The 16,148-nt window shown below is 75.6% G+C and carries 14 protein-coding genes; 5 read left to right on the top strand and 9 right to left on the bottom strand.

The features are described from left to right. Positions 1-149: 149 nt before the first annotated feature. The 3 genes from PHK61_RS13385 to PHK61_RS13395 all read left to right on the top strand — a co-directional run bounded on the left by PHK61_RS13385 (position 150) and on the right by PHK61_RS13395 (position 1,561). The gene (locus tag PHK61_RS13385) at positions 150-404 is read left to right on the top strand and encodes a hypothetical protein (protein ID WP_274281479.1); all 255 of its coding nucleotides are present in this window, start codon (positions 150-152) and stop codon (positions 402-404) included. Between the two features lie 73 nt (positions 405-477). Further along, a complete protein-coding gene (locus PHK61_RS13390; protein ID WP_274281480.1) occupies positions 478-912 on the top strand; it encodes a VOC family protein in 435 nt (144 codons plus the stop codon). Between the two features lie 4 nt (positions 913-916). Continuing rightward, entirely contained in the window at positions 917-1,561 is a 645-nt protein-coding gene (locus PHK61_RS13395; RefSeq protein WP_274281481.1) for a winged helix-turn-helix transcriptional regulator, read from the top strand. A gap of 12 nt (positions 1,562-1,573) precedes the next feature. Here the strand turns inward: PHK61_RS13395 and PHK61_RS13400 are convergent, their stop codons facing one another. Then, complete coding sequence (locus PHK61_RS13400) at positions 1,574-2,785, bottom strand: acyl-CoA dehydrogenase family protein (RefSeq protein WP_274281482.1); 1,212 nt, start codon at positions 2,783-2,785, stop codon at positions 1,574-1,576. 14 nt (positions 2,786-2,799) lie between these two features. After that, on the bottom strand, positions 2,800-3,336 hold the full coding sequence (locus tag PHK61_RS13405) for an SCP2 sterol-binding domain-containing protein (RefSeq protein WP_274281483.1): 537 nt from the start codon (positions 3,334-3,336) through the stop codon (positions 2,800-2,802). Between the two features lie 96 nt (positions 3,337-3,432). On the opposite strand from PHK61_RS13405, the gene PHK61_RS13410 reads away from it, so the two are divergent. Continuing rightward, positions 3,433-4,098 carry a TetR/AcrR family transcriptional regulator gene (locus tag PHK61_RS13410; RefSeq protein WP_274281484.1) on the top strand — a complete coding sequence of 222 codons (666 nt, stop codon included), beginning with the start codon at positions 3,433-3,435 and terminating at the stop codon, positions 4,096-4,098. A gap of 126 nt (positions 4,099-4,224) precedes the next feature. On the opposite strand, the gene PHK61_RS13415 is transcribed toward PHK61_RS13410, so the two are convergent. The 5 genes from PHK61_RS13415 to PHK61_RS13435 all read right to left on the bottom strand — a co-directional run bounded on the left by PHK61_RS13415 (position 4,225) and on the right by PHK61_RS13435 (position 11,383). Then, entirely contained in the window at positions 4,225-4,716 is a 492-nt protein-coding gene (locus tag PHK61_RS13415; protein ID WP_274281485.1) for a hypothetical protein, read from the bottom strand. A 146-nt stretch (positions 4,717-4,862) separates the two neighbouring features. Next, positions 4,863-8,684 (bottom strand): ATP-binding protein, encoded by a 3,822-nt coding sequence (locus tag PHK61_RS13420; RefSeq protein ID WP_274281486.1) that lies wholly within the window; start codon positions 8,682-8,684, stop codon positions 4,863-4,865. After that, the gene (locus PHK61_RS13425; protein WP_274281487.1) at positions 8,681-10,018 is read right to left on the bottom strand and encodes a sensor histidine kinase; all 1,338 of its coding nucleotides are present in this window, start codon (positions 10,016-10,018) and stop codon (positions 8,681-8,683) included. Before PHK61_RS13425 ends, PHK61_RS13420 begins: the two co-directional genes overlap by 4 nt. A 94-nt stretch (positions 10,019-10,112) precedes the next feature. After that, entirely contained in the window at positions 10,113-10,778 is a 666-nt protein-coding gene (locus PHK61_RS13430) for a response regulator transcription factor (protein WP_274281488.1), read from the bottom strand. Beyond that, entirely contained in the window at positions 10,769-11,383 is a 615-nt protein-coding gene (locus tag PHK61_RS13435) for a histidine kinase (RefSeq protein WP_274281489.1), read from the bottom strand. The genes PHK61_RS13430 and PHK61_RS13435 overlap by 10 nt, the downstream gene beginning before the upstream one ends. A 197-nt stretch (positions 11,384-11,580) precedes the next feature. Between PHK61_RS13435 and PHK61_RS13440 the strand changes: the two genes are divergently transcribed. Then, positions 11,581-14,175 carry an Hsp70 family protein gene (locus PHK61_RS13440; RefSeq protein WP_274281490.1) on the top strand — a complete coding sequence of 865 codons (2,595 nt, stop codon included), beginning with the start codon at positions 11,581-11,583 and terminating at the stop codon, positions 14,173-14,175. A 5-nt stretch (positions 14,176-14,180) separates the two neighbouring features. Here the strand turns inward: PHK61_RS13440 and PHK61_RS13445 are convergent, their stop codons facing one another. Then, positions 14,181-14,450: a hypothetical protein gene (locus PHK61_RS13445; RefSeq protein WP_274281491.1), complete on the bottom strand. Its 270-nt coding sequence runs from the start codon at positions 14,448-14,450 to the stop codon at positions 14,181-14,183. 187 nt (positions 14,451-14,637) lie between these two features. Then, complete coding sequence (locus PHK61_RS13450; protein ID WP_274281492.1) at positions 14,638-16,038, bottom strand: aspartate aminotransferase family protein; 1,401 nt, start codon at positions 16,036-16,038, stop codon at positions 14,638-14,640. Positions 16,039-16,148 lie beyond the last annotated feature (110 nt).

Genomic DNA, 16,148 nt, shown 5'->3' on the forward strand with positions numbered 1-16,148 from the left:
GCGTCCTGTTCCGTTCCCCGCCCTGCCGGGGTATATCGACAGTCCTTCGTCACCCGTGTGGCGGCACTGCTCGCGCGGGCGCACGGACCACGGTGGACACCCGTCGGGCGTCGTCCACACCACCGTGGCGAGTCCTCCGGGGGGAGTGGATGGACGAACAGGCACATCCCGCGTACGGCGAGTCCGTCGACGGCGCTTTCGGATACCTCGTGGTGGTCGCGGACCCGGCGGGGCGCTTCCGCGACGCCTACGGGCCCTACCCCCTCGCGGCGGCCCACCGCGAGGCGGAGCGGCACCGCCGGGCCCTGATCGAGGCGGGCGAGCACACCGCCGACGTCCGGATCGCCCGCCACCACCCGGTCACGATCCCGCGGCCGCGCGGCTCCTGGCGTCCCGTGCCGTGAGGTCTTGACGCCTCACTTGTTTTTCGCAAGTGTCCTCGTCGTCGGGAACCGACCCCACGAAGGGGAGACCGCCATGACCGCGTTGTTCGTGAACCTGCCGGTGACGGACCTGGACCGCGCGAAGGGCTTCTACACGGCCCTCGGCTTCACCATCAATCCGCTGTTCACCGACCACAACGCGGCGTGCGTCGTCGTCGAGGAGGACCACAGCGTCGTCATGCTCCTGACGCGCGAGTTCTTCCAGACCTTCACCGACCTGCCGATCGGCGACCCCGCGAAGAACCCCTCGGTGTCGACCGCGATCTTCCTCGACAGCCGGGAGGCGGTCGACACGGCCGCCGCCAACGGTCTCGCCGCTGGCGGGGCGGAGCCGCGCCCCGCCGCCGACTACGGCTTCATGTACCAGCGCGGGATCACCGACCCCGACGGCAACGCCCTCGAGTTCGGGTGGATGGACCCGACCGCCGCGCAGCAGGGCTCCGAGGCGGTCGCGAGCGAGCAGGGCTGAGGCGGTGCCCGCCCGCGAGTACGGGCAGTACGACGGCGTCTCCCGAGCCCTGGAGCTCGTGGGCGAGCGCTGGGCCCTGCTGATCGTCCGCGACCTGCTCGTGGGGCCGCGCCGGTACGGCGAGCTCGCCGAGGGCCTGCCCCGCATCCCGAGCAACATCCTGGCGGCGCGGCTCAAGGAGCTGCAGGCGGCGGGCATCCTGCGCCGGGCCCCGCGCTCGCGCGTGATCGTGTACGAGCTGACCGGCTACGGCCGCGAGCTCGAGCCCCTCGTGCTCGCGCTCGGCGCCTGGGGCTTCAAGGCGATGGGCGAGCCGCGGGAGGAACAGATCCTCACGCCCGACTCGATGACCGTGGCCCTGCGCACGGCCTTCCGCCCGCACGTGGCGGCGGACCTGCCGGCGACCGCCTACGCCGCGCGCCTCGGTCCCGCCGAGCTGCTCGTCCGGGTGGAGGGGCCCCGTCTCGACGTGGCGCGCGGCGACGGTCCGGTCGACCTCGCCTTCGCCACCGGCCCGAGCATCCACCGGCTCATCTCCGGCGCGCTCGCCCCGCAGCACGCGATCGCGACCGGCGAGGTGGAGGTGCTGCGCGGACGTGGCGAGCTCCTCGACCGGTTCGCGAGCACCTTCCACCTGGCCGCCGCCTGACCGAGGAGCCCGTCAGGCGATGTGCCGGCCGCTGATGGCGCGGGCGATGACGAGCTGCTGGATCTGCTCGGTGCCCTCGAAGATGTCGTAGATCTTCGAGTCGCGGTGCATCCGCTCCACGGGGTGCTCGCGGGAGTAGCCCGCGCCGCCGAGGATCTGGATGGCGCGCTCGGTGGCCCACACCGCCACGCGGCCGGCCTTCAGCTTGGACATCGAGCCCTCGCCGGCCTCGAACGCCACGTTGTTGCGGCCCATCCACGCGGCGCGCCACACGAGCATGCGGGCCGCGTCGATCTCGGTCTTCATGTCCGCGAGCGTGAACGCGATCGACTGGTTGTCGATGATCGGGCGCCCGAAGGTCACGCGGTCCTTCGCGTAGTCCAGCGCGTACTCGTACGCCGCCCGCGCGATGCCGACGGCCTGTGAGCCGACCGTCGGGCGCGAGAGCTCGAAGGTCTGCATCGCCGACGAGCCCTTCGACCGCTGCCCCTCCCGGGCGCGCGCCAGACGCTCGTCGAGCTTCTCCTTGCCCCCGAGCAGGCAGGAGCCGGGGACCTTGACGTCGTCGAGGAAGACGTCGGCGGTGTGCGACGCCCGCAGGCCCATCTTCTTGATCTTCTTGGTCGTCTCGAGGCCCGGCGTGTTCGGCGGCACCACGAACGCCGCCTGGCCGCGCGACCCGAGCGAGGAGTCGACGACGGCCTGGACGACGTGGATGTTCGCGATCCCGCCGTTGGTCGCCCACGCCTTCGCGCCGGTGAGCGTCCACTCGTCCTTCGCCTCGTCGTAGGTCGCGCGGGTGCGCATCGCCGAGACGTCCGAGCCCGACTCGGGCTCCGACGAGCAGAACGCCGCGACCTTCACGTCGCCGGCGTCGCCGTAGCACTGCGGGATGAACTCGACCATCTGCTCGGGCGTGCCCGAGGCGAAGATGCCGGCGACGGCGAGGGTGGTCCCGAAGATCGCCATCCCGATGCCGCCGTCACCCCAGAACAGCTCCTCGTTGACGATCGGCAGGCTCAGCCCCGTCTCGTCGCCCCAGAAGCTGGCCAGGGTCTCGAAGTTGTACAGCTCGATCTTCGCGGCCTCCTGCAGCACCGGCCACGGGGTCTCCTCGCGCTCGTCCCACTCGGCCGCGGCCGGGCGGATGACGTCGGCGGCGAACCCGTGGGCCCAGTCGCGCAGGTCGGTGTGCTCCTCGGAGAGCTCCATCGAGAAGGTCATGGCGGGCGCTCTCCTCAGGCCGTGGGGATCGTGAACATCTTCTGCAGCGCGGTGGCGAAGCCGACGTCGCCGGCCACCTTGAGCTTGCGGGTCATGAACAGCGTGACCGGCGAGGCGTTGTTGGTGACGACCTTGAGGAACTGCACGCCGTCCATCGTCAGCTTCGTGCGCGGCTCCTCGGTGAGCAGCTCGGAGACCTCACAGGTGCCGTGCTGCATGGCGGTCTGGAAGTCGTCGCTGCCACCGGACGACGCGCCGGTGACGTGCCAGTGCACGACCTGGCGCTTCGCACTGGAACCCTTCGAGGAGTAGAACTCCGCCATCCGCCCGAAGATGGCGTCCAGGACGGGGCGGCGGACGTCGGAGGACATGACCGCCTCGAGCTGGCCCTTGCCGGTGCTCTTGACCAGCCGCGCGAACAGGGAGGGATCGATGTCCTTGCCCCCGCCCCCGGCCAGACCGTCGCGCAGGGCGTCGACCAGCTGCTCGTGCGACAGCGACGCGGGGTCGACGGTGCGGCCCAGCTCGTTGACGTCGATCTTCTCGGGCACGGCTTCACTCCGGCTGTCTCAGGGACGTCGTGGTGTCCGGTACTGGCGGTCCCGCCAACGCGCCGTACTTTACGCGTCGGTAGATACGGTGCAAGCGTGACCTCGGAGACGTCGCGCACGGGCCGGCAGCGCCTGGCGCCGGAGGTCCGCCGGCGCCAGGTCCTCGACGCGGCGGTGGCGGTCTTCTCCGAGGAGGGCTTCCACGGCGCCTCGATGGACGCGGTCGCCGCGCGGGCCGGGGTGAGCAAGCCGCTGGTGTACGCGCACGGCGGCAGCAAGGACGAGCTGTTCGCTGCCTGCCTGCAGCGCGAGGCCGAGCGGCTCCTGCACGCGGTGCAGGCCGCGGCCGGCGACACCCGCGAGGCCCCGCTCGTGCGCCTGCGCCGGGCCCTGCGCGCCTTCTTCCACGCCCTGACCACGCAGCGCGCGGGGTGGACGGTGCTCTACCGGCAGGCGTCGACGGGACCGTTCGCCGGCGAGGTCGACGCCCTGCGCCGGCGGATCGTCGGGCAGGCCGCCGACCTCATGGCGGGCGGGCTCGGCGTGCCCCGCCCCGTGGCGCTGCCCTACGCCCACACCCTGGTCGGCGCGGCCGAGGGGCTCGCCGACTGGTGGCTCGGCGACCCCGACGCCGCGGGCGCGGGCGACGGCGAGCCGGCCGACGTCCTCGCCGACATGCTCCTGGCCGTCGTCGGCCCCGGGATCGAGGCGCTCACAGGCGGGGCCATCGCGCCGTCTCCGGGCGTATCGGGCGAACGCTAGAGACCTCGACACGAGGCGATCGAGGCGGATCGCCGCGGGTCGCTCCGCCGGTCGCGGCGGGCGTGGACGCAGCGAAGGACGCCCGCGCTGCCTCGAGAGCAGCGAGGGTGTCGTTCGCTCCGGTCGTCAGCGCGCGGTCGGTGCGCGGTGCCCGCGGGCGAGGGCGCGCGCGACCACGGGCGAGAGCGGGCGCGTCGGGCGCGGGGGCAGCTCGGGGGTCGCGTCCGCGCCGTCCTGCGCGCGCTCGTCCGTCGCGACGGGGTCGGCAGGGGCCTGGATCTCGATCCAGCCGGGCGCGAGCTGGGTGAACTGCACGTTCGGCACGGCGAGCGCGTTCGCCACGTGCCGTCCGGCCGCCGTGGCGTCCTCCCAGATCTGCGCGGGGCGCAGGCGGATCGTGAAGCGCAGCGGCGGGCCGAGGTGGATCGCGGTGACGTCGGGGACGGCCATCATGGTGCCGCTGGGCGAGAAGACCTTCTCGCCGAGCCCGCCGCGGATCGCGGCGGTGCGCCAGAGGGTGCGGACCTCGTGCTCCGCGAACCGGATCTCGGCCCACTCCCGGGCCCGGCGACGACCGTGCGACCACGGCCGGGGCACGGCGGTTGCGATGATCGACATACTGGCCTCCCGACTCGGCGGACCCGCCAGATCGGCGTGTTCTCGCTGGTCAGGAGCCTGCCCCCGGGCGAGCGGCGTCTCGATGGAGTGCGCCCCCGCCCGGCCGGGGCCGGCCCCCGGACCCGGGAGGGCAAACCCCCAGTGCCTCAGCGCCCGAGCCGGCCCCGGAGCTCGTCGCAGGTCCGCAGCGCGGCCTCGGACGCGATCCGCAGGCCGCGCGTCGACGCCGGGTGGGCGAGCCGGAGCCGCCAGAACCGCCGCTCGGCCTCGATGGCCTCGGTCAGGGCTGCGCGGTCGGCGTCCGGCGGCAGCCCCAGGCGATGGTGGGGGGCGTCGCCGTCGCCACCCCAGAGCCGTTCGGCGCGTTTCTGGTCGGCGGGGGACAGGCTCGGCGGGCGGGCGAGCAGCTCGACCTCGACGAGCGCGTGGTTGCCGATCCGCAGCCCCTCGAGCCGGTAGCGCAGGTGCTCGCTGCGCGGGTCGCGTGGCGCGGCGCGCAGGAACAGGTCGAGGGCCTCGACCGCAGTGCGGGCGCGCAGGACCTCCGAGCGGGCGACCAGGCGCCGGTCGACCGCGGCCGCCGACCACTGCGGCGTCCCCGCCGCCACGAGGGCGTGGGGGAGCGGGGGCCGCTGGCTCGGGCCGCCCACGTCGGTGAGCATCACGACGCCGTCCGGACGCGCGTCGTCGACCACGACCGTGCCCCGCGCGAGGTGCTCGCCCAGCACGGCGCGCAGTGTCGGGGCGGGCGCGGGCCCCACGCTGGAGCGCACCGCCAGGCGCAGCCCGCCCTCGAGCCGGGCGCGCATCTCGGCGATCCGGGCCGCCTGCGGACCACCGGGCCAGGCGGTGCGGGCCTCGTCGAGGAGCTCGCGCACCTGCCCGAGGAGGATCTGACCGGCGGTCGGGGGCCTGACCATCGGGACCGTCCGCGACGGCTGCCGCGGGCCGGGGACCACCGCGAGCGGCGTCAGCGCGGTGACCGGCTCCCGGCGCGGTTCCGGGGCGCCCCGCGGCATCGGGCCCGGCGTGCCGTCGGTCTCGCGGGCCGGTCCGACGGGCATCGGACGGGGTCCGGGCGCGGCGACGGGCGGCGTGCCGGGGTCCTCGGGGCCGGCGTCGGGCTCGGCGCCCTCGTCCCCGGCGGCGTCCGCAGCGGCGTCCTCGGGCTCGGCGTCCTCGGCGGCGTCCTCGGGCTCGGCGTCCTCAGGCTCGGCGTCCGGCTCGGCGTCCTCGGGGGACGGCTCGGCGTCGTCGGGCTCCGGCTCCGGCTCGGGCTCCGGCTCGGGCTCGGCCTCGGCTTCCGGCTCACCCTCGGCCTCCGACTCGGAGTCAGGCTCGGCCACCGGCTCGGGCTCGGCCTCCGGCTCGACACCGGACCCGACCTCGGCGTCCGGGTCGGCGGCGGCCTCGGTGTCCCGCTCGTCACCGCCCGCGCCGTCGCCGACCTCCGTGGACCCGCGGGTCGCGACCCGCGCCGTCTCCGCGTCGCCGTCGGGCGCGCGAGCGGCGCCCGCGACCACCACGACCTCCGTCTCGGCGGACGCCTGCTCCGGCGGGACCGGGGCCGGCCGGAGCGGGAGCGCCGGGCGGGCGACCGGGGCCGTCTTCGACGGCGGGCGTTCGGTGAGGGCGGCGAGGGTGAGCGTCCGGTGGTCCAGCAGCGACGGGCCGACCTGGGTGGCGTCGTCCTCGGACAGGGGCTCAACCGGCGCGGCGGCCGCGGCCTCGTCGGCCGGCGCGACCGGGACGTGGCCCTCGACCGTCGTGCCCCGCCCGGGCGCCGAGTCGACCGAGATGCCGCCGCCGGCGCGGACGATCCGCGCGCTGAGGTTGCGCATCCCCTTGCCCGCCCCGCCGCCCAGGGCCGCCGGGTCGAAGCCGGGGCCGTCGTCGCGCACCACGAACCGCAGCTGGGGGCCGGCGGCGGTCACGGACTCGCTGAACCGCACGGTCACCGTCGCGCCGGGCGCGTGCTTGCGGGCGTTGTTGACCGCCTCCAGGCAGCAGAAGTACACGGCGGCCTCGACGTCGGTGTCGAAGCGGCGGCCCTCGGCGAGCTCGGAGGACAGGGTGACCGGCGGGTGCACGCCGTGGAAGTCGGCGGCCAGCGCGGGGACGATGCCGCGCTCGGAGAGCACGAGCGAGGACACGCCGGTGGCGGTCTCGGCGAGCTTCGACTCGGCGGTCGCGATCCGCACGAGCGCGTCGGCGAGACGCTCGCGGGCCTTGTCGATGCGGCCGGCGCGCACGTGGTGCTCGACGAGCCCGAGTCCCAGGCGCAGCGACACGAGGTGGTGCTGGGCGCCGTCGTGCAGGTCGCGCTCGATGGTGCGGCGCTCGTGGTCCATCTCGGCGACGACCTGGCGCCGCGAGGCCGCGATGTGCTCGGCGTGGGCGCGGGCGGCGCGCAGCTGGCGTTCGAGGTCGATCCCGAGCCTGCTCGCCTCGAGGACCGGGGTGAGGCTGTCGGCGATGTCGCCGAGCAGCCGGCGGCGTTCCGCGTCGAGTCCCGCGCCGGCACCGCGGTCGACGGCCAGCGTGCCGATGCGCTCGTCGCCGCGGCTCACGGTGACCTCGACGCCGTCGTCGGCGTCGTCCTCGGAATCCCCGAGACCCTCGGAACCCTCGGCACCCGGCGCGACCCAGCGGTAGGTGCGGTCGCGCAGCCCGGGGCGGGTGACGGTCAGGCGGCACCAGCGCGCCCCGAGCCCGGCACCGACGGCCTCCGCGATCGCCGCGACGTCGGGCCCCTCCTCGTCGCCCGGGCCGGTCAGCGCCACGATCCCGGCCAGCGCGCTGTACGGGGTGGGCCGCCGCCCGTAGAGCAGCTGGTCGACCGTGCGCTCGATGCGCTCGGAGAGCACGGGGTAGAGCGCGGCGCCGACGAGGATCGCGATCACCAGGGCGGGGACGCTGCCGAGGCGCCCCGTCAGCGCGGCCTCGGTGCTCACGACGGTGCCGCCGGCGAGGACGACGAGCAGCGCGAGGGCCAGCCCGCGCCCGAAGCGGCTCTCGGCCGACCAGAGGCGCGGGCGGTCGGCGGCGATGAGCACCGCGATCGGGATCGCCACCGACGCGAGGCGCGAGCTCCAGAACAGCGGTCCGGTCGGCGCGTAGGTGCCGTGGGCCGTCGGGTCCACCAGCTCGAGCCCGGGGCGGCCGAACACCAGCAGGACCACGGTCATGATCCCGAGGACCGCCGTCGTGACCACCGCCGCGATGAGCACGCTGACCACGAGCCGGACCTGGGTGCGCTGCTCGGAGCCGAGCCTCCCGGACCGCTGCCGCTGGGTCAGCGCGATCAGGCCCGCCCCGGGCACGACCGCGCCGAAGAACAGCACGCAGCTCACGGTGTGGGGCAGCAGCGCGGTGCCGAACCCGACCACGAGCAGCCCGACCGACCCGGCGGCGATCACGAGGCGCCCGGTGCCGGTCCGCGCGTCGACCCCGGGCCGGCCGGTGGGGTGCAGGAGCAGCGCCACCACGTAGGCCAGGCAGGCGACGGCGTGCAGGACGACCTGGTGCACCCCGCCGATCTCGATCCCGACCGCGTCGCGCGCGGCGGCCGCCGCGGCGTGCGCCTGCAGGTTGAACGCCCCCGCCGACCCGACCAGCGCGACGACCAGCCACCGCGCCACCCACCACCGCGGCGCGCGGCGCATGAGGGCCACGGCGAGCACGATCGCCGCGATCGACAGGACGTAGTCGACCAGCGCCTGCCCGGCGGGCTCGCTGCGGGCGGCCGCGTCGGCGATCGCCCGCGGCCAGGTCCCCGCGTCGGCGGCCGGATCGGCGAGCCCGGGGACGGAGGCGGCCAGGGCGATGACCGCGCCGAGCCCCAGCCAGACGAACGAGAACAGCGAGGTGAGGCCGAGCAGCAGCCCCCAGCCGAGGGTCGCGGGGCTCGGGCCCCCGGAGCGGGTGACGACACCCACCGTCTCCGCCCGTGCGGCCGTGGCGGTCATCCGCGGTCCTGCGGGGAGGACTCGACGACGGGCTCCAGGTCGTCGGGGACCGAGGCGACCATCTGCAGGCGCTCGTGGTCACGTTCCACGTGGAGCCGGCCGCCGAGCGCGGCGAGCCGGTCGGCGTCCTCGGAGACCGCGGCCCGCAGCGCGTCGACGACCTCCGGGCCGCCGGAGACCACCGCGCCGACCCGGACCGCGAGCTGCCCGCCCTCGTGGGTCAGGACGGCCTCCACCGGGCCCTCGCCCGCGCAGGACGCGAGGTGGGTCAGGGCGGCCGCGGCCACGTAGTAGAGGCCGGACTCCACTTCCCACGCCAGGCGCTCGGTGAGCCGGCCGACGACCGTGGTCGCCCGGGGCAGGTCGGCGGCCATCTCCTCGAGCGCGCCGACGGGGCCCTGCGCGGTGAGCACCGTCGGGTAGACGCCGCGCACGATCACCCGGAAGCGGTCGATGAGGTCCTCGAGCCCCTCGAGGGCGCGGGCGAGCGCGGGGCCGGCCGGGGCCGGGTCGTCGCTGTCCAGCGCGGCCCCGGCCTCGGCCAGCGCCGCGCGCAGCGCCTCGAGCCGGTCGGTGGTGACGTGCGCGAGCTCGGTGACCAGCCGGCGGCGCTCGGCGTCGCGGGCCCGCGTGAGGCGTCGGCGCGACTCGGTGAGCTCGCGGCCGAGGTCGTCGGCGCGCTGCACCCGCGCGGCGAGCCGGGCGTTGAGCCGCGCGCCGCGCACGAGCAGCCCCGCCCCGGCGGCGACGTCCCGCACGAGGCGGCGGTCGGCGGGCGTCACCGCCTGCCCGGGCTTCTCGAGCACGAGCACCGCGCGCAGCTCGTCGCCGGTGCGCACGGGCACGGCGTGGTCGACCTCGGGCCTCGCGAGCAGCGCGGCGAGGTCGGGCACCAGCACCTCGGGGCGGGCGGGATCGGCCTCGGCGGGGACCAGGCCGTGGTCGAGCGCGAGCCAGATCGACGCCCGGCGCGCGCGGGTGCCGTCGGCGAGCACCTGGGCGAGCCCGGCCAGCGCGGCCTCGAGCGACTCGGCGCTCGTGCGGGCGCCGGCCGCCGCGAGCGCCGCGTACGGCGAGGTCGGGCGGGGGTCGAGGCGGGTGGCGAGGCGCTCGAGGGCGGGCCCGGCGAGGCGCAGCACGACGACCGCCAGGACGGCGCCGAGGAACGGCGCCCACACCGCGGCGGTGTCGGGCGGCGTGAGGGCCGACGCGACGGCCATGACCGCCCCGAGCACCACGACGACCACGCCCGCGGTGAGGAGCGGGCGCACCAGGTGGACACGCAGGGGCGCCGTGCCCACCGTCGTCGTGCCCGCCGTGCTGTCCGTGCTCACCGTGCTGTCCGCGCTCACCGTGCCCGGGCCTCCCCTCCGGCGCGAGGCTAGGGCGCCCGGGAGCCCCCGAACAGGCCCCGGAGCCCGGCCCGCGTCAGCCGTCCTCGCGCTGCGAGCGCAGGTAGGTGAGGACCGCGAGGACCCGCCGGTGGTGCGCGGCGGTGTCGGCCTGGAGCCCGAGCTTGTCGAAGATGTTGGCGATGTGCTTCTCGACCGCCTTGGGCGTGACGTAGAGCTGGCCGGCGATCCCGTTGTTCGACCGGCCCTCGGCCATCAGCCGCAGCACGTCGACCTCGCGCTCGGACAGCGCGGAGATCAGGCCCGACCTGCCGCCCTGCGGCTTCTCCACGAGCCGCTTCGCGAGCACGGGCTCGATGACGATCTCGCCGCCGTCGATGCGCTCGAGGGTGTCGGACAGGACGTCGACGCTGCCGACCTTCTCCTTGAGCCGGTAGCCGACGCGCTCGGTGCCGATCCCGAGGATCCGCATGAGGTAGTGCGACTCGGCGTAGTGCGAGAGGAACAGCAGCCCCATGTCGGGGTGCAGCGCGCGGAGGCGCTCGGCGGCGGTGAGGCCGCCGTCGGGCTCGGGGGGCATCCGGATGTCGAGGATCGCCACGTCCACGGGCTCGGTGGCGAGCAGCCGGACGATCGCGTCGCCGTCGGCCACCGAGCCGACGATCTCGTGGCCCGCGGCCTCGAGCAGCATCTGGAGGCCCTCGCGGAAGAGGGCGCCGTCCTCGGCCAGGGCTACGCGCACGGGATCCTCGCTGTCACGGACCCGGAGGGCCCCACGTCGGTGCGCCCGCCGAGCGAGCGCGCGGTCTCCTGCAGGCGCTCGGTGGCGCCCGGCTCCAGCCCGGTCACCGCGAGGACCAGCTCGTCGCCCTCGCGGCTGATCGCCACCTCGACCGCGGGCGCGCCGACCGGCAGCGCCGCCAGGCACTCGGCGACCGCGAAGTACGTCGCGCCCTCGAGCGCGGCACCGAAGCGCTCGGAGTTGTCGACGATCGCAACCGGGGCGTCGGTGTGCTCGGCGACCTGGCGCAGCGCGGGCCCGAGGCCGGCCTCGTCCAGGAGCGGCGGGTAGAGCTTCCCGGCGAGGTTGCGCAGCTCCTCCAGGACGGCGTGCAGCTCGTCCTGGACGCCGGCGATGCCCTCGGCGAGCTCGGGGTCCTGGCAGCGGTGACCCATCAGGCCCAGGCGCAGGGCGAGCGCCGAGAGCCGCAGTGCGGGCCCGTCGTGCAGCTCGCGCTCGAGGCGCATGCGCTGGTGCCAGGGGCCGTCGGCGCCGACGCCGACGGTCGAGCTCCGCTCCGCTCCGTCTCCACCGGAGAGGACCGCGGGGAGCGAGTCCGGTGCCATGACGTCATGGTGCGGCCACGCGGCGTAGAGCGGGAAGGGTGCCCACCCGAGGACGAGGTGGGGTTTACCCCCCTTGCGCACCGGCCGCGACGACTGTCCGCAGTCGTTGGCGGCGGCCGCTCGATCCATCAGGGCAATCACTCGGCTTTCCTTCCCGTGACAGTTACCATGCGTAGCAATATCGGGGAGGCGGCCTGATGTACAGCCTGGGTGTCGACATCGGGACGACATTCGTCGCCGCGGCGATCGCTCGGGACGACCAGGTCGAGATGGTCAGCCTCGGCGACCGGTCGGTCGCGACGCCGTCGGTGGTGTTCCTGCGCGAGGACGGGTCCCTGCTCACCGGCGACGCCGCCGCCCGCCGCGCCGTCAGCAACCCCGACCGCCAGGGCCGCGAGTTCAAGCGCCGCCTCGGCGACCCCACCCCGGTCATGCTCGGCGGCACGTCCCAGCCGGTGACCACGCTGCTCGCGGCCCTGCTGCGCGACGTCCTGACCAGCGTCGCCGAGACCGAGGGCAGCAAGCCGGACCGGGTGGTGCTGACCCATCCGGCGAACTGGGGCCCGTTCCGCCGCGGCCTGTTCGAGGAGGTGCCGGCCCTCGCCGGGCTGGACAACCCGCCGACCGTCACCGAGCCCGTCGCCGCCGCGGCGCACTACGCGTCCTCCCACGCGCTGCGCGACGGCGAGGTCATCGCCGTCTACGACCTCGGCGGCGGCACGTTCGACGCCACCGTGCTGCGCGCCCGCGACGGCGGGGTGGAGATCCTCGGGTCGCCCGAGGGGATCGAGCGCCTCGGCGGCGTCGACTTCGACGAGGCCGTCCTCGCCCACGTCAACCACGCCTCGGGCGGCATGCTCGACGACCTCGACCTGCGCGACCCGACCACCAGCGTCGCCCTGGCACGCCTGCGGCAGGACTGCGTGCTCGCCAAGGAGGCCCTGTCGGTCGACACCGAGACCGTGGTCCCGGTGTTCCTGCCCGGGCGGCACTTCGACGTGACGATCACCCGGGCCGAGCTCGAGGACATGGTCCGGGCGCCGCTCGAGACCACCGTGACCGCGCTGTCCCGCACGCTGCGCTCGGCCCACGTCGACCCCTCCGAGCTCAGCGCCGTCCTGCTCGTCGGGGGCTCCTCGCGCATCCCGCTCGTCGCGGAGATGGTGGCCGCGGAGATCGGCCGCCCGACCGTCGTCGACACGCACCCGAAGTACGCCGTGGCGCTCGGCGCCGCGATCCTCGCGTCCGCGCTGCCCGACTCCTCGGGACGCCCGTACACCCCGCCCGCCGCGCCCTCCCGCACGGCGCCGCCCTCCGGGCCGATGCCCGCGGTCGGGCCCCCGTCGGGCGGCTTCCCCGGCCCCCGACCCGCGGGTGGTCCGCCGTACGGGCAGCAGGCGGCGACGGCCGCGCCTCCGCGCCCCGCGGCCGCACCGCCACCGCAGGCCCCGCAGCAGGCGCCCCCGACGGCCCCCGCCGCCGACGAGGGCCTGACCACCGCGTTCGTCCCCGACGCGCCCACCACACCGCCCGCCGAGGCGAGCACGATCGGCACGCGTGGGAGCGGCGGGAGCGGCAGCGGGCGTCCCCCGGGTCCCCCCGGTCGCGGTCCGGCCCGCCACGAGCCCGCCGACGACGACGCGCCGACCGGCCCGGTCGCGCTGGGTCGCCCGACGGGGGCCGGCGCGGGCGGCCCGCCACCCCCCGGGGTCCCGCCGGGCACCGACACGGCGCGCCCGCGGCGGCGCCTCGTCGCCGTGGTCGCCGGGGTGCTGGCGCTGGCCCTGGTCACGGGCATCGGCGTCGCCGGCGTCCGGCTGCTGGGCGGGACCACCCCGCAGGAGGAGGCGGCCGAGGCGCCGCCGCCGGTCGAGGTCGTCGCGAGCGTCCCGATCCCCACGCTGGGCACGCCGGTCCCGGCCGGCCAGACGCCCGGGTACGCGCAGGTCTCGCCGAACGGCCGCCTGGTCTACGTCGCCAACCGGGCCGCGGGCGTCGTCACCGTCGTCGACACCTCGGTGAACGCGGTGACGGCCACGATCCCGATCACCTCCGGGCCCCCGCAGTACCTCACCTTCGCGCCGGACGGGAAGCGCGTCTACGTCAGCGTCTTCGACGACGCCCGCACGATCGCCGCGGTCTCGGTGCTCGACACCACGACCAACCAGGTCGTCGCCACCATCCCCGTGCAGACGCGGCCGTTCGCCGCGGCGGTCTCGCCCGACGGCGCCCGCCTGTGGGTGCCCAACCACGACTCGGGCTCGGTCTCGGTCATCGACACGGCGTCGAACACCCTGATCCGGGACGTGAAGGTGGCCCCGAACCCGCACTGGGTCGAGTTCTCCCGCGACGGCACGCGGGCCTACACGCCCAACCACGAGTCGAACCTGATCACCGTGCTGGACACCGCGACCTACGGGGTGATCGCGGAGGTCCGGGTCGGCACCAGCCCGCACAGCGTGGCCGTGAACCCGGTCCGGCCGCTGCTCGCCAACGTGAACTACGACAGCGACAACGTCACGGTCATCGACACGACCACCGACACGCTCGTCGCGACGATCCCGGTGGGGGACAACCCGCAGGAGATCACCTGGGCCCCCGACGGGCGCTTCGCCTACGTCGCGAACAACAAGAGCAACTCCGTGTCGGTGATCGACGCGCAGACCCTGGCCGTCACCGCGACCCTGCCGACCCCGGCGGGCCCGAGCAGCGTGACCGTCACACCGGACGGGCGCACCGGCTACGTCTCGACGATCCAGGGCGGCGTGCTCGCGGTGCTGAACCTGTCCTGAGGGCCTCACACGCCGGTCAGCAGCGCGCGACCGGCCGGGGTCAGGTCGGGCGAGCCGCACGACGCGCCGCGGATGAGGCCGGCGGCCCGCAGGCGCGCGCCGGCGAACTGGTCGGCGCAGCAGCAGCCGTCGACCACCAGCGCGAAGCCGGCGCCCGGGGCGACGGCCACGCGGCCGGCGGCGATCGCGGCGAGGACCGCGCGGTCGCGACCGGTCACGGCGATCGCCGACGCGGTGGTGGCGGTGGGGCGCTCGAGGGTCGCGGTGCTGCTCATGACGGGCTCCGGGTCGCGGTGTGGCGTGGGTCTCTCCGACACCACGAGCCTGCTCCGCGGCGGGCGCCGTCAGGAGGAGGCGCGCCCTACGACGCCCGGGGAGGACCCGCCGCCGGGGGTGGGGTCCACCCCCGGGAACGCGCGAGGGCACCACCGCCGCCGGCGGTGGTGCCCTGGCTGCTCGCGGTCAGGCGGCGGCCGACGCCTCCCGGCCCAGGGCCGCGCGGACGGCGTCCACGAGGATCGAGCAGGCGAGGTCGATCTGCTCGGCCGTGACGGTGAGCGGCGGGAGCATCCGCACCACGCAGTCGTCGCGGCCGCCGAGCTCGACGATGAGGCCGGCGCGCAGGGCGCGGGCCTGGACGTCCTGGGCCAGCGCCGTCACCGAGCGCCCGTCGGCGGGCGGGGCGAGCTCGATGCCGAGCATGAGGCCGAGACCGCGGACCTCGACGACGGCGGGGTCCGCGGCGAGCTCCGCGAGGCGGGCGAAGACCTGGGCGCTGCGCTCGCGGACGTTGGCGAGGACGTCGTCGCGCTCGACGATGCGGATCGTCTCGACGCCGGCGGCGAAGGCGAGCTGGTTGCCGCGGAACGTGCCGCTGTGGGCGCCGGGCGCCCAGACGTCCAGGGACTCGTCGTACATGATGATCGCGACGGGCTGCCCCATGCCGGACAGCGCCTTCGAGGCGACCACGACGTCGGGCTCGATGCCGTACTGCTCGAAGGCCCACCAGGTGCCGGTGCGCCCGCAGCCGGTCTGGACCTCGTCGACGATGAGCGGGACGCCGAGCTCGCGGGTCAGCGCCCGGACGCGCTGCACGAACTCCCGGCGGGCCGGGATGACCCCACCCTCGCCCTGCACCAGCTCCATGATCACCGCCGCCGGGAGCGCCACGCCGCCGTTGGCGTCGTTGAGCGCCCGCTCGAGCAGGGCCACGCAGTTGGTCTGGCAGCTCGCGGGGTCCAGCGCCAGCGGGCAGCGGCTGCAGGAGCTGAACGGGAAGAACTGCACCCCGGGCATCCCGTTCTGGATCGGTCGCTTCTGCGCGACCAGGCCGGTCATCGCCATGGCGGCGTGCGTGCTGCCGTGGAAGCCGCCCTGGAAGGACACGATGTCGCCGCGCCCGGTGGCGGTCTTGCAGAGCTTGATCGCGGCGTCCACGGCGTTCGCGCCGGTGGGCCCGCAGAACTGGATGCGCATCCGGTCGCGCATGCCCGCGGGCAGCATCGCGAGCTGGGCCTCGGTGAAGGCGTCCTTGGCCGGGGTGGCCATGTCGAGGCCGTGGGTGAAGGTGCCCATCTGCTCGACGGCCGCGGCCACGAGCTCGGGGTGGTTGTGCCCGAGGGAGAGCACGCCGGCGCCCGAGAGGAAGTCGAGGAACACGTTGCCGTCGACGTCGCGGACCCAGCTGCCGGCGCCCTCGGCGACCGCGAACGGGAAGTGGCGCGGATAGGCCCGCGCGTTGGACTCCCGCTCGCGTTGCCGGGCGAGCAGCTCCTCGGAGCGGGGCCCGGGCAACGGGCCGCCGACCCGGGGCGCCGTGGTGTCGCGCAGCGCGGGGGTGATGGGGGTGACGGTGGCGTTCACTTCGGCTCCTGAGGGTTCGCGCGGGGTCGCGGTGCTGCTGATGAGCCTGCTGCGCCGGCGCGGTGCCGAGAATCGCGCTCGCCCCCGTGCCCGCGGTGCAGACCCGCCGG

The organism is Actinomycetospora lutea (assembly GCF_028737205.1).
Taxonomy (GTDB): Bacteria; Actinomycetota; Actinomycetes; order Mycobacteriales; family Pseudonocardiaceae; genus Actinomycetospora; species Actinomycetospora lutea.

Coding starts and splice junctions, on each gene's coding strand:
- PHK61_RS13385 (WP_274281479.1), top strand. CDS start 150: ATGGACGAACAGGCACATCCCGCGTACGGCGAGTCCGTCGACGGCGCT.
- PHK61_RS13390 (WP_274281480.1), top strand. CDS start 478: ATGACCGCGTTGTTCGTGAACCTGCCGGTGACGGACCTGGACCGCGCG.
- PHK61_RS13400 (WP_274281482.1), bottom strand. CDS start 2,785: ATGACCTTCTCGATGGAGCTCTCCGAGGAGCACACCGACCTGCGCGAC.
- PHK61_RS13415 (WP_274281485.1), bottom strand. CDS start 4,716: ATGTCGATCATCGCAACCGCCGTGCCCCGGCCGTGGTCGCACGGTCGT.
- PHK61_RS13420 (WP_274281486.1), bottom strand. CDS start 8,684: ATGACCGCCACGGCCGCACGGGCGGAGACGGTGGGTGTCGTCACCCGC.
- PHK61_RS13435 (WP_274281489.1), bottom strand. CDS start 11,383: ATGGCACCGGACTCGCTCCCCGCGGTCCTCTCCGGTGGAGACGGAGCG.
- PHK61_RS13440 (WP_274281490.1), top strand. CDS start 11,581: ATGTACAGCCTGGGTGTCGACATCGGGACGACATTCGTCGCCGCGGCG.
- PHK61_RS13445 (WP_274281491.1), bottom strand. CDS start 14,450: ATGAGCAGCACCGCGACCCTCGAGCGCCCCACCGCCACCACCGCGTCG.